This window comes from Nonomuraea sp. NPDC004580 (genome assembly GCF_040609855.1).
GTDB lineage: Bacteria > Actinomycetota > Actinomycetes > Streptosporangiales > Streptosporangiaceae > Nonomuraea > Nonomuraea salmonea.
On the sequence record NZ_JBEXLH010000026.1, the window covers coordinates 1 to 12,610 of the forward strand.

Here is a 12,610-nt window from a genome sequence, read left to right on the forward strand (position 1 = left end):
GCCCGGTACGACCGCGGCGACGGCGACCGTCGTCAAGGCCCGCGCGACGACAGGCGCGGCGACAGGCGCGATGACAGGCGTGATGACAGGTACGCCGGCGGCGACGACCGCCGGCAGCGATCCGGCGACCGCGACCGCTTCAGCGGCGGCGACCGCGACCGTTTCGGTGGCGGTGACCGTGGGCGGTACAGCGGCGGTGACCGGCAGGAGCGCTTCCGCCGGGACGACCGCGCCGGAGGACGCGGCGACCGCTTCGACCGGGGCGACCGGGGCGACCGGGGTGACCGGGGCGACCGGGGTGACCGGGCCGGGGGACGCGGCGACCGCTTCGGCGGGGGTGACCGGTTCGACCGGGGCGGCGACCGTTACGAGCGCGGTGAGCGCTTCCGTGACGAGGGCCGGGGCGGTTACCGTTCCGACCGATCGGACGACCGGCGAGACGACCGGCGAGACGAGCGGGGCGCCAGTGCGTTCCGTGCGGGCCGGAGCGGGCGGCGTGAGGACGCCGTATCAAGGCCCGTGAGCTCGACGCGCGCCCGCTACGGCCGGCGTGACGGCGACGACAGGCCGGCCCGGCGCGACTGGAGCGACCGTCCCGAGCGGGCCGAGCGCGACGGCCGCCAGGCCCGCCCGCAGCGCTCCGGCTGGCAGGACCGCCCCGAGCGCGGCGACCGCTTCGAGCGCGGCGACCGCCCCGAGCGCGGCGACCGCCCCGAGCGCGGCGAGCGCACAGACCGGCGTGACCGTCCCGAGCGGGGCGGCCGTCCTGAGCGGGGGCGGCCCGAGCGGAACGGGCGTCCTGGCGCGCGTACCGGGCGCAGGGACGACGTGCAGACCATCGGCGGGGGACGGCGCGGCAGCGGTCCCGGCAGCGGTCCCGGCAGTCCTCAGCGTGACCGCGTCAAGGCGGCCAGGCAGCCGCTCCGCGACCGCGACTTCTACCCCGAGGGCTACACCGACGAGCGCGACACGACCGAGGTCCCCGACGGCGTGCGGCTGCAGAAGGTGCTCGCCCAGGCGGGCGTCGCGAGCCGCAGGGCGTGCGAGGAGATGATCGGCGAGGGCCGGGTCACGGTCAACGGCCAGGTCGTCCGCAGGTTCGGCGCCAAGGTCGACCCGGCGACGCAGGTCATCCACGTCGACGGCATGCGCATCCCGACCGCCCCCGACCTGGTCTACTACGCGCTCAACAAGCCGATCGGCGTCGTGTCCACCATGGACGACCCGCAGGGCCGTCCGTGCCTGGCCGACTACGTCGAGGAGCTGGCGCCCAGGTTGTTCCACGTCGGGCGGCTCGACACCGAGACCGAGGGCCTGCTGCTGCTCACCAACGACGGCGAGCTGGCCAACAGGCTGACGCACCCGAGCTACGGCGTGCAGAAGAAATACTGGGCCAAGGTGCCGGGCCCGATCCCGCGCGACCTCGGCCGCCGCCTCAAGCAGGGCATCGAGCTGGAGGACGGCATCGCCAGGGCCGACGCGTTCTCGATCGTGCAGGAGCACGGCCAGCAGGCGCTGGTCGAGGTGGTGCTGCACGAGGGCCGCAAGCACGTGGTCAGGCGGATGCTGGAGGAGGCGGGTCACCGGGTGATCGACCTGGCCAGGATCGAGTTCGGGCCGGTGAAGCTGGGCCGCACGAAGCCGGGCACCGTCAGGGCGCTGTCGCTGAAGGAAGTCGGCGAGCTGTACGCGGCCGTGAAGCTGTAATCTGGCCGGACGCAGGAGCCCGTGCGGTATCTCCGCGCGGGCTCTATGGCCGTGGAAGGGAACGAAGCACATGGTGCGGGCGATCCGTGGGGCGATCCAGGTCGACGCCAACGACCGTGACGCGGTCATCTCGGGCACGACCGAGCTGGTCAGCGCGATCATGGAGCGTAACGACCTGACTCCCGACGACGTGATCAGCGTGCTGTTCACCGCGACGCCCGACCTGACGGCGGAGTTCCCCGCGCTGGCCGCGCGCAAGCTGGGCTTCCACGAGGTGCCGCTGATCTGCTGCACCGAGATCGACGTCCCCGGCGCGCTGCCGCGGGTGGTGCGCCTCATGGCCCACATCGAGACCGACCGGCCGCGTTCCGAGATGCAGCACGTCTATCTGCGGGGTGCGGTGGCGCTGCGGCAGGACATCGCCCAGTAGATTCGCCGTAAGGCAGGACGCGGCAGGCATGCAGGCCGCGCGGCACCTCTCAACCGTTCAGCCCGACCAATCAGGACATCGAGATGGATCTTCGTACCGTGCTCGTCGTCGGCACCGGTCTCATCGGCACCTCCGCGGCGCTGGCCCTGCGCAAGCGGGGTGTGCGGGTGCTGCTCGCCGATCAGGACGAGGGAGCCGTACGACTGGCACGGGAGCTCGGTGCCGGCGAGGAGTGGCGGCCGGGCGCCGACGCGGAGCGGGCCGACCTCGCGGTCATCGCGGTGCCGCCCGCGCACGTGGCGACCGAGCTGCTGGAGCTGCAGCGGCTCGGCGCGGCCCGCTTCTACACCGACGTGGCGAGCGTCAAGGGCGAGCCCATCCATCGGGCCATGCAGCTCGGCTGCGACCTGTCCTCCTACGTCGCCTCGCACCCGCTCGCCGGGCGGGAGAAGTCGGGGCCGGGAGCGGCCAGGGACGACCTGTTCCTGGGCCGGCCGTGGGCGCTGTGCCCCACCGAGGAGGCCGATCCCGAGGCGAAGGCGGCGGTGCTGCGGCTGATCGAGCTGTGCGGGGCCAACGCGGTCGAGGTCAGCGCCATCGACCATGACCGTGCGGTCGCGGTCGTCTCCCACGCTCCCCACGTGGCGGCCTCGGCGGTGGCGGCCCGGCTGGCCGACGCCACCGACGTCGCGCTCGGGCTGGCCGGGCAGGGCATCCGCGACGTCACGCGCATCGCGGGCAGCGATCCTGGGCTGTGGCTGGGCATCCTGTCCGGCAACGCGACGCCGGTCGCCGAGGTGCTGGAGGCGGTGGCCAACGACCTGGCCGACGCGGCGAACGCGCTGCGGGCCCTGGCCGACGGCGACGGCACCGCGACCAACGAGATCACCCAGCTGCTCAAGCGCGGCGTCGTGGGTCACGACCGCATCCCCGGCAAGCACGGCGGGCCCGCCTCCTCCTACGCCGTGGTGCAGGTGGTCATCGGCGACCGTCCCGGTCAGCTCGCCCGCCTGTTCCAGGCGTGCGACGAGGTCGGGGTCAACGTCGAGGACGTCCGCCTGGAGCACGCCCCCGGCCTGCCGCTGGGCATCGCGGAGCTGTCCGTGGAGCCGGGCGCCGCCGCAGCCCTCACGCAGGCTCTGCACGAACGCGGCTGGCAGGTCCCCTGAGACCATCTCGCCCGCTACCCGGGCGGGCCGTTCATGGACGCACGCCGGGCGGGTCCCCTGAGACCCCTCTCGCCCGTTAGCCGAGGCGGGCTGTTCATGGACGCACGCCGGGCGGGTCCCCTGAGACCCCTCTCGCCCGTTAGCCGAGGCGGGCTGTTCATGGACGCACGCCGGGCGGGTCCCCGTGAGGGGGCCCGCCCGGCGCGTTCCGGCGATCAGCGCTTGGTGATCGCCTGGCTGACGGCGTTCGGGCCGTCGTACTCGCGGTCAGGCATGGCTTCGAGAGCCTTGACTATGTCGTTGCTCGCGTTGTGCTCACGAGCCGCCTTGATCAGATCCTGCTTGCTGGCCGGGTAGTCCACCCCGCTCAGGTGCTTCTGCAGGTCGATTGGGTTAGGTGCTGTTGTCATGACCCTCTGATGCCCATCAATCACGATATGTAACGACTCTCCAGCAAGCGTCGGTTCCGTTCCACCGCTGGTGGGAGGCGGCGGCGTTCTGAAAGGGCCGCGGGGAGCCGGCGCAGCGCCGTACGGAGACCGCGCCGGCCCGCCCGGCCGCCGCGCAGCGCGTCGAACGCGCACCGCGCCACCACCGGCCAAGGGCGCCGCAGCACGGCCGTCAGCAGCGCGTTCCTGACGGCCAGGGTGCGGCGGCCCTCGGGGTCGCGGGCGGGCGAGGGGTGATGGTGGGCCACGACCTCGTCCACGTACGCCAGCCCCCACCCCAGCGCCGCCAGATCCAGCGCCAGCCGTTCCTCCTCGCCGAAGAAGAAGACCACGTCGTCGAACCCGCCCGCCGCCAGGAACGCGTCCCTGCGCACCACCACCCCGCACGCCAGGAACCCCAGCACGCTCGGCCCCGGCAGGCCGGGCTCGGTGCCGAGGGGCGAGTCGCGCATGCGTTCCGACACCGGGTCCAGCCGCTCGTCGGGGCCGACCAGCACGCGCGCACCCAGCGCGGCGAGGCGGGGATGGGCGTCCAGCACGTCGGCCGCCCGTTCCAGCGCCTTCGGCGCCCACCAGGAGTCGTCGTCGGCGAAGGCCACGTAGGGCGTCCCGGCCAGCTCGACGCCGAGGTTGCGGCCGGGGGCGCCCAGGTTCCTGCCGGCCTCGACCACGTGGACGTCGGGGAAGTGGCGGCGGACGAACCCGGCGGTGCCGTCACCCGAGCCGTTGTCCACCAGGATCACCGGCCGCGGGTGCAGCGGCAGCGTACGGGTCAGTGTCCGCACCCTGTCCCTGCTGGCCACCACCACCGTGACGCGCGGTTCGCTCTCCACACCCTTCGCACTTACCTGCACGCCCTGTCTTAGTCGTTGACAGGCCGCGCATGAGCGGGTAGAAAGATCGGTAACAGTGTTACCGACAAGAAACGGCGTTACCGTGAGCACCCCGTACCAGCAGGCCCAGCGCGAAGGGCAGAGCGTCGTCAGAGCGGCCGTCCTCGACGCGGCCAAGCTCCTGCTCGTCAGCGAAGGGCCGGCGGCGCTGACCGTCCGGCGGATCGCGGCCGAGGCCGGCTGCTCCACGAAGGTCATCTACACGCTCTTCGGCGGCAAGGACGGCCTCAGCGAGGCTCTCTGGCTGGAGGGCTTCGCCCGGCTCGAACAGCGGCTGCTGGCGGTGCCCCACGAGGAGGGCCCGCTCGACCGGCTGATGGCCGTGCTGGGCGCCTACCGGGCGTACGCGCTGGCCGAGCCCGACTACTACCGCGTCATGTTCCTGGGCGCCCTGCCGGGGTTCAGGGCGGGGGAAGAGGCGACGCGGACGGCCAAGCACACCTTCGGCCTGCTCGTGGCTTCCGTGGCCGCCTGCCTTGAGGCGGGGGAGCTGACCGGGGGCGCGGCGGCCGAGATCGCGGACCTGCTGTGGATGGCCGTCCACGGCGCCGTGAGCCTGGAGATCATGAGCTATTTCGAGGAGGCCGACGCGTCGCCGCGCTACCGGCTGCTCTGCACCTCGGTGCTCACCCGGTTCCTGCCGGCCCACGACCGCCGTTCCTGAGACGAGAGGGAGAGCATGATGAGCACCACCCCGTTCACCGGCGGCTTCGCCCCGGCCACCGAGGAGATCACCGCCTTCGACCTTGAGGTCACCGGCCGCATCCCGGCCGAGCTGAACGGCCGCTTCCTGCGCAACGGACCCAACCCGCTCGGCCTCGACGACCCCGGCGCCGCCCACCTGCTCATCGGCGAGGGCATGGTGCACGGGGTGCGGCTGCGCGACGGCCGCGCCGAGTGGTACCGCAACCGGTGGGTGCGCAGCGCCTCCGTCGCGCGGCGGCTCGGCGAGGAACCGCGGCCAGGGCCGGTGCACTCCGGCCTCGACTTCGCGCCCAACACCCATGTGATCGGGCTGGCCGGGCGCACGTTCGCGACGCAGGAAGGGGGCGCGCGGCCGTACGAGCTGAGCTACGAGCTGGACACGATCGGGCCGTGCGACTTCGACGGCGGGCTGCCCGGCGGCTACACCGGCCACGCCCACCTCGACCCGTTCACCGGCGAGCTGCACGCGATGGCGTACTTCTTCGGCTGGGACCACCACCAGCACATCGTCATCGACGACAAGGGCGTGGTGACGGAGGTCAGGAAGATCCCGGTCCCCGGCGCGCCGATGATGCATGACTTCGCGCTCACCGAGCGGTTCGTGGTCATCTACGACCTGCCGGTGACGTTCAGCATGCCGCACGCCGAGAAGGGCTCGCCGCTGCCCGTCGCCTGGAACGAGGACCACGGCGCGCGGCTCGGGCTCCTGTCGCGCGCGACCGGAGAGGTGCGCTGGTTCGAGGTGGCGCCGTGCTGGGTGTTCCACACGCTCAACGCGTACGAGGAGGGCGATGAGGTGGTCGTGGACGTCGTCCGCTACCCCAAGCGCTTCCTCGACTCCCGGCTCGACCTCGGCGGCACGCCCACGCTCGACCGCTGGCGCATCGACCTGCGCACAGGGCGTGTGTCCGAGACCCGCCTCGACGACCGGGCGCAGGAGTTCCCGCGCATGGACGAGCGCCGCACCGGCCGGCCGTACCGCTACGGCTACACCGCCGCCACCCTCGACATGGAGGAGCGCTTCTACCCCGGCGACACCGGCCTGGAGGACCTGCCGGACGCGGCGTTCGACAACACGCTGATCAAGCACGACCTGGAGCGCGGCACCCAGGAGACGCGGCGGATGGGCCGCGAGGCGTTCGCGGGCGAGCCGGTCTTCGTTCCCGCAGGGGAGGGCGAGGACGACGGATACGTGCTCTCCTACGTCAACAACCCCGAGCGGGGCGCGGGCGACCTGGTGATCCTGTCCGCCCAGGACTTCACCGGCGAGCCCCTCGCCACCGTGCATCTGCCCGCCCGCGTGCCGCTCGGCTTTCACGCAAGCTGGATCGCCGACTGAGCCGGAGGCGGTAGCCTCTTCGAGGCAAGCTGAAACGTGAAGAGGGAGAGGCCGTGACCGGTCTGGTCGTCGCGATGGACGGCCCTTCGGGGTCGGGTAAGTCGAGCGTGTCGCGCGGGGTCGCCCGCGCGCTGGGCCTGCGCTACCTGGACACCGGGGCGATGTACCGCGCGATGACCTGGTGGATGCTGCGCCAGGAGGTCGATCTCGCCGATCCGGACGCGATCGCGGCCCGCTGCGGCGAGCCGGCCGTCGTCTCCGGCACCGACCCCGACGGTCCCACCATCCACGTCGACGGCGTCGACGTGGCGGGGCCGATCAGGGAGGCCGAGGTGACCGGCGCGGTGTCGGCCGTGGCGGCCGTCCCCGAGGTGCGCGCCCGCCTGGTGGCGCTCCAGCGCGAGATCGTCGGCGCCGGTGACATCGTGGTCGAGGGCCGCGACATCGGCACGGTCGTCTGCCCCGACGCCACCGTCAAGGTCTACCTGACGGCCAGCCCCGAGGCCCGTGCGCTGCGGCGCAGCGCCGAGGTGGCGGGCTCGACGGCCGAGGCGCAGCGCGCGGCCATGGCCAGGCGTGACACTCTTGACTCGACACGTAAGACAGACCCGCTCTCGATGGCGGATGGCGCCATCGAGCTCGACACCACCGCGCTGACCTTGGACGAGGTCATCGCGGAGGTGTTGAGACTGGTCAAAGAGCGCACCTGACCCGAAGTCCGGTGCGGGACTCACAAAGGACGAAAAATCGTGACAACGGGGGATTGGGTCGAGGCCGACCTCGACGAGCTTGAGATCGGCGAGCACGAAGACGCCACGCCGCTTCCGGTCGTCGCCATCGTGGGCCGGCCCAACGTCGGCAAGTCCACGCTGGTCAACCGCATCATCGGCCGCCGTGAGGCGGTCGTCGAAGACGTGCCGGGCGTGACCCGCGACCGCGTCACCTACGACGCCAACTGGCGTGGCCGCCGCTTCACCGTCGTCGACACCGGCGGCTGGGACCCCGACGCCACGGGCATGAACCTGCGCATCGCCGAGCAGGCGCAGGTCGCCGTCGAGCTGGCCGACGTGATCGTGTTCGTGGTCGACGCCACCGTGGGCGCCACCGACGCCGACGAGATCGTCGGCGCCGTGCTGCGCCAGTCGGGCAAGCCGGTCGTGCTGGCCGCCAACAAGGTCGACAACCAGCAGCTCGAGCTGGAAGCCGCCGCGCTGTGGTCGCTCGGGCTCGGCGAGCCCTACCCCGTCTCCGCGCTGCACGGGCGCTCCAGCGGCGACCTGCTCGACGTCGTGCTCGACGCGCTGCCCGAGACGCCGCGCCTCACGTTCGAGGCCGAGCGCGGGCCCGCCCGGGTCGCGCTGCTCGGCAAGCCCAACGTGGGCAAGTCCTCGCTGCTCAACAAGCTGGCGGGGGAGGAGCGCGTGCTCGTCGACCCGATGGCCGGCACCACCCGCGACCCCGTCGACGAGCTGATCGAGCTGGGCGGGCGCACCTGGCGCTTCGTCGACACCGCCGGCATCCGCCGGCGCGACCGCGAGCTGCAGGGCGCCGACTTCTACGCCGCCATGCGCACCCGCGCCGCCCTTGAGCGCAGCGAGGTAGCGGTGGTGCTCATCGACGCCAGCCAGCCGCTCACCGAGCAGGACCTCCGCATCATCGGCCTGGTCATCGAGTCGGGCCGGGCCATGGTGGTCGCCTTCAACAAGTGGGACCTGCTCGACGAGGACCGGCGCTACTACCTCGAGAGGGAGATCGACCGCCAGCTCGTCCGCACCCCGTGGGCGCTGCGCGTCAACATCTCCGCCAAGACGGGGCGTCACCTCGACCGGCTCGTGCCCGCCCTGGAGAAGGCGCTCGACTCCTGGTCCACGCGGGTGCCCACGGCGCGGCTCAACGCGTTCCTGACCGAGCTGGTGCACGAGACCCCGCCGCCGGTGCGCGGCGGCAAGCAACCGAAGATCCTCTTCGCCACGCAGGCGTCGGTCGAGCCGCCCAAGTTCGTGCTGTTCACCTCCGGCTGGCTGGAGGACACCTACCGGCGCTTCATCGAGCGGCGCATCCGCGAGGAGTTCGGCTTCGCGGGCTCGCCGATCGAGGTGACGATGAAGATCAGGGAGAAGCGCGCCAAGAAGGACAAGTGATAAGGTCTGCGGCAACGCGTTGACGGAGACGAGTAACCGCGGGCACCACGGCCTCAGAGAGTCGCCGGTAGCTGCGAAGGCGGCGCCGTGACCCGCCGGTGAAGACACTCCCGAGCGCGGGGAGGAAATGCCCCGCCGGCCTGACCCCCGTCATCGGGTCGTTTCGAGGCCGTCCCCTTCGCGGGGGCGGCGAAAGTGCGGTGGCACCGGGAGCTCCCTTCTCCCCCGCACTCCCAAGGGGTCATACACGTCTCGCAGGAGTTGTGATGATCTCTCGTATTCTGTCCGCGGAGCTCGCCGAGCACGCGGGACAACGAGTGACGATCGCCGGCTGGGCCCATCGCCGCCGGCAGCTGAAGTCCGTTTCCTTCCTCGTCGTACGCGACCGCGCCGGGCTCGCCCAGGCGGTCACCGCCTCAGAAGCCGTTCTGCCGCCCGAGGAGAGCGTGGTCGCGGTCACCGGCACGGTGGCCGTCAACCCGCAGGCCCCGGGCGGCCACGAGCTGGTCTCGCCCTCGATCGAGGTGCTGGCGGAGCCTGGCACGGCGCCGCCTTTCGACCTCTACAGGCCCGTGGTCGGCGCGGGGCTGCCGACCGTGCTCGACCACGCGCCCGTCGCGCTGCGGCACCCGCTGCTGCGGGCGCCGCTGGAGATCGCGGCGGCCGGCGTGGCCGGGTTCAGGCAGACGCTCGACCGGCTCGGGTTCACCGAGATCCACACCCCCAAGATCGTCGGCTCGGCCACCGAGTCGGGCGCGAACGTCTTCGCCATCGACTACTTCGGGCGGCCCGCCTACCTCGCCCAGTCGCCGCAGTTCTACAAGCAGGCGATGGTCGGGGTGTTCGAGCGGGTCTACGAGGTCGGGCCCGTCTTCCGGGCCGAGCCGCACGACACCGTACGGCACCTCGCCCAGTACACCAGCCTGGACGCCGAGCTCGGCTTCGTCCGCGACCACCGGGACGTGATGGCGGTGCTGCGGGAGGTGGTGGCGGGCATGCTGGAGTCGGTGCGCCGGCGGGCGCCGCAGGCCCTTTCGCTGCTCGGCGTACGGGTGCCCGAGGTGCCCGCGGAGATCCCCTCCGTGCACTTCACCGAGGCGCAGCGGCTCACCTCCTCGTCCGAGCCCGACCTGTCGCCCGCGCAGGAACGGTGGCTGTCGGAGTGGGCCGAGCGGGAGCACGGGTCGGAGTTCCTGTTCGTCACCGGTTACCCGATGTCCAAGCGGCCCTTCTACACCCATCCCGACCCGGCGCGGCCCGGCTACTCCAACGGGTTCGACCTGCTCTTCCGCGGGCTCGAACTGGTGACGGGCGGGCAGCGGCTGCACCGCTACGACGACTACGTCCGCGCGCTGGCCGCCCAGGGTGAGGGGACCGGTCCGTACGAGGGGTATCTCCAGGCGTTCCGGTACGGGATGCCGCCGCACGGCGGGTTCGCCCTCGGGCTCGAACGCTGGACCGCCCGCCTGACGGGCGCCGCCAACGTCCGGCAGGCCACCGCGTTCCCCCGCGACCTGCACCGCCTGTCGCCCTGACCCCCGCCTGGAGCGGCCCTCTTCGTGGGGGCCGCCCCCCAGGGTGGCAGCACTTCGCGCTCCGGTGACGCTGCACCGGCATGCTCATGCTTCGGTGACTGATATGCCCAGCTCCTCGAGATCCAGCACTGATCTGTCCTCCTGTCGTACTGGCGGGTTCCGCCACTCCGGCAGCGTGCCGGAGAAGCTGACGCCGGTCTCGTCGCACCGTCGCCGATGGAGGTGGACATCGCTGCGTATCGCCGGGACGAACAGAACCCAGTAATGGGGTGTCTGCCCGTGTTCCCGGGCCTTCTTACCGAAGCGGTGGCCCAGGACACGAATCTCCGGCGCTGCGCCGGAGTCCCAGCCCGGAAGGTCGGTGCTGACGCGCGGGCTGATCGCAGCGAACTGCGCGTGCAGCTCCCAGTTGATGGATAGGGAGACCTCCAGTATGCGCTTCTGGTTGTAGTCGACGAGATATACGCCTACTTTGTCCAGCCATTTCTTTTCCACGGCGTCGAGCACCTTGACCCGGCTGGCATCCCGAAGTCCTGTGTAGCGTAGGAAGAGATCGAATTGGTCCACGACCGCCTCAGTCCTGCTTCGGGTCGAAGTGTAGGAGTAGGTCTTCATGCACTCACCTCATCGTGAGGGCTCAGGTAGGCCGGGTGGAGATAGGTGCGACTGGCGGCTTGGTGTTGCTCATGGAGCACCGCCGCCGCGCGTTCGACGAGAAGTGGATCGAGTCGGCCGTTCACCACCCTCTCCACGTGCGCACGGTAACGATCGGATTCGCCTGAGATGAGCGAGAGGTTGTCAGCGAAGGTCCCGATCAGTTTCTCCGCGCCGGTGCGCACCAGTTGCGCGCGCAACTCCGCGAAGAACGAGATCGGGTGGGCGGGGTAGACCGCGAGCAGACGCGCCACCGTCTCGCCGTCGATGAGCCCGCCCAGGACGTGACCGACCACGCTCTGCCGTTCCTCGGCCGTCGGCTCCCAGTGCAGCACGCTCATGCGTCCCGGCCGGCGCAGCGGAGGATACAGCTTGCCGAAGTCGTTGCCGGTGACGAAGATCGGCACCCTGTCGATGTGACCCACTTTCTCTACGTCGCGAGGCCGGTCCGCCAGGTGCATCAGCTGAGCCAGCACCTGCTGATGATTGACCGTGCCGGTGTTGTTCTCCCACTCTCCGACGGTGGTGTCGACGTCGTCGATGACGATGCACGCCGGCCGCTTCTCCTGGATGGCCCGGGATGCGCTCAGGTAGGTGGCGAGCAGATTCTTACCCGGCACTCCGGCGCGTTCGCTCTCGAAGTCCGCAGCGCTGATCGACTCCGTCCGCACAGCGAGGGAGTCAAGGGTCGCACGCAGTTGGAAGGACTTTCCCTCACCAGGCGCACCGAAGATGCCCATGATCACTGGATGGACCGGCAGGTCGACATAACTCAGCACGAGATGCTCTCGCACGGCCCGGCTGAACCGTTCGGACACTGTCATCGTTGATCCCCTTCTGTGCCTTGCCGCAGGTTCGCTATCTCTTCGTCCAGCCGGTAGAGAATGCTCGAGGGGTCGTTCTGGCTCGTGTGCACACTGACGTTCGGAGCCGAGTCTCCCTGGTCAGGTGAGTTGTCGGTCCTGCTGACGAGAGCGTGCCGCAACCTACTGATTTCCAAGTCCAGATTGGCCAGAGCGTATTCGACGCTCGGAGCGTCGGACGTGGGGGTGAACACCACCGTGTTCTGCTGCACTGCGAGGCCGCTCGTGTAGTCGAGAATCTGAGCCAATTGACGGTGGATGTCGGCCAGACTCGCTCGATCGCGAGCCTGGATCTCCTTGATGTCCGCTACCTCATCGATCAGGGACTGGATCGTGGCCGAAGTCTCGCGACCCTTGATGAAACGATCTGTCAAAGCCTGTGCGGCACCTTGAATGATGCCGATCCCGAGTTCGGCGAGCATGAATGCCTCCATTCTCGAGCGAATCAGATTTCCCCTTCAGGGAAGAGTCGCCCGAGTTCTCTCTGGCGTCGGCCAAAGCTAGCTCCGCCGGCTTGACCACTGCTTGCAGCTGTTGCGGCTTCAGTGGCCCCAGCGGAGGGCGCTCTTTCAAATAAGTAACTGAAAAGCATTCACCATGAGCGCCCGGCCCGATAATAATCACCAAAGCCACATCGGCAACGAGGCGATCGAGACAGAGGCCGTGTTCGAAGCCGCGGTCCTGTCGTGGCGGGCAGCCATATCGCGAAACTGCCTGAGCCGGTC

Annotated in this window: 13 protein-coding genes; 8 read left to right on the forward strand and 5 right to left on the reverse strand. The window is 70.6% G+C overall.

All coding sequences use genetic code 11. The features are described 5' to 3' along the window. The 3 genes from ABZW11_RS25150 to ABZW11_RS25160 all read left to right on the forward strand — a co-directional run. Positions 1 to 1,707 (forward strand): pseudouridine synthase (locus ABZW11_RS25150; RefSeq protein WP_355421458.1); only part of this gene is annotated, 1,707 nt, incomplete at its 5' end. 70 nt (positions 1,708 to 1,777) lie between these two features. Beyond that, on the forward strand, positions 1,778 to 2,137 hold the full coding sequence (gene aroH, locus ABZW11_RS25155; protein WP_345401642.1) for a chorismate mutase: 360 nt from the start codon (positions 1,778 to 1,780) through the stop codon (positions 2,135 to 2,137). Between the two features lie 83 nt (positions 2,138 to 2,220). Beyond that, positions 2,221 to 3,306 carry a prephenate dehydrogenase gene (locus ABZW11_RS25160; protein WP_355421461.1) on the forward strand — a complete coding sequence of 362 codons (1,086 nt, stop codon included), beginning with the start codon at positions 2,221 to 2,223 and terminating at the stop codon, positions 3,304 to 3,306. Between the two features lie 215 nt (positions 3,307 to 3,521). On the opposite strand, the gene ABZW11_RS25165 is transcribed toward ABZW11_RS25160, so the two are convergent. Then, on the reverse strand, positions 3,522 to 3,716 hold the full coding sequence (locus ABZW11_RS25165; protein WP_355421464.1) for a DUF2795 domain-containing protein: 195 nt from the start codon (positions 3,714 to 3,716) through the stop codon (positions 3,522 to 3,524). A 20-nt stretch (positions 3,717 to 3,736) separates the two neighbouring features. Further along, positions 3,737 to 4,588 (reverse strand): glycosyltransferase, encoded by an 852-nt coding sequence (locus ABZW11_RS25170; RefSeq protein WP_355421466.1) that lies wholly within the window; start codon positions 4,586 to 4,588, stop codon positions 3,737 to 3,739. A 103-nt stretch (positions 4,589 to 4,691) separates the two neighbouring features. Between ABZW11_RS25170 and ABZW11_RS25175 the strand changes: the two genes are divergently transcribed. The 5 genes from ABZW11_RS25175 (at position 4,692) to aspS (ending at position 10,368) form a co-directional block, all read left to right on the forward strand. After that, the gene (locus tag ABZW11_RS25175; RefSeq protein WP_355421469.1) at positions 4,692 to 5,312 is read left to right on the forward strand and encodes a TetR/AcrR family transcriptional regulator; all 621 of its coding nucleotides are present in this window, start codon (positions 4,692 to 4,694) and stop codon (positions 5,310 to 5,312) included. An 18-nt stretch (positions 5,313 to 5,330) separates the two neighbouring features. Next, a complete protein-coding gene (locus tag ABZW11_RS25180; RefSeq protein WP_355421472.1) occupies positions 5,331 to 6,692 on the forward strand; it encodes a carotenoid oxygenase family protein in 1,362 nt (453 codons plus the stop codon). Between the two features lie 74 nt (positions 6,693 to 6,766). Further along, on the forward strand, positions 6,767 to 7,402 hold the full coding sequence (cmk, locus tag ABZW11_RS25185) for a (d)CMP kinase (RefSeq protein ID WP_355421745.1): 636 nt from the start codon (positions 6,767 to 6,769) through the stop codon (positions 7,400 to 7,402). Between the two features lie 39 nt (positions 7,403 to 7,441). Beyond that, the gene (der, locus tag ABZW11_RS25190) at positions 7,442 to 8,833 is read left to right on the forward strand and encodes a ribosome biogenesis GTPase Der (protein WP_355421475.1); all 1,392 of its coding nucleotides are present in this window, start codon (positions 7,442 to 7,444) and stop codon (positions 8,831 to 8,833) included. A gap of 266 nt (positions 8,834 to 9,099) precedes the next feature. Continuing rightward, positions 9,100 to 10,368, forward strand: coding sequence for an aspartate--tRNA(Asn) ligase (aspS, locus tag ABZW11_RS25195; RefSeq protein ID WP_355421478.1), 1,269 nt, complete (start codon positions 9,100 to 9,102; stop codon positions 10,366 to 10,368). A gap of 84 nt (positions 10,369 to 10,452) precedes the next feature. Here aspS and ABZW11_RS25200 read toward each other — a convergent pair whose 3' ends face one another. From ABZW11_RS25200 to ABZW11_RS25210, 3 genes are read right to left on the reverse strand one after another with little or no spacing between them, the layout of a single operon-like run. Further along, a complete protein-coding gene (locus ABZW11_RS25200) occupies positions 10,453 to 10,983 on the reverse strand; it encodes a hypothetical protein (RefSeq protein WP_355421481.1) in 531 nt (176 codons plus the stop codon). Beyond that, positions 10,980 to 11,846 (reverse strand): AAA family ATPase, encoded by an 867-nt coding sequence (locus ABZW11_RS25205; RefSeq protein ID WP_355421483.1) that lies wholly within the window; start codon positions 11,844 to 11,846, stop codon positions 10,980 to 10,982. Before ABZW11_RS25205 ends, ABZW11_RS25200 begins: the two co-directional genes overlap by 4 nt. After that, a complete protein-coding gene (locus ABZW11_RS25210) occupies positions 11,843 to 12,307 on the reverse strand; it encodes a hypothetical protein (RefSeq protein WP_355421485.1) in 465 nt (154 codons plus the stop codon). The genes ABZW11_RS25205 and ABZW11_RS25210 overlap by 4 nt, the downstream gene beginning before the upstream one ends. Positions 12,308 to 12,610: the final 303 nt, after the last annotated feature.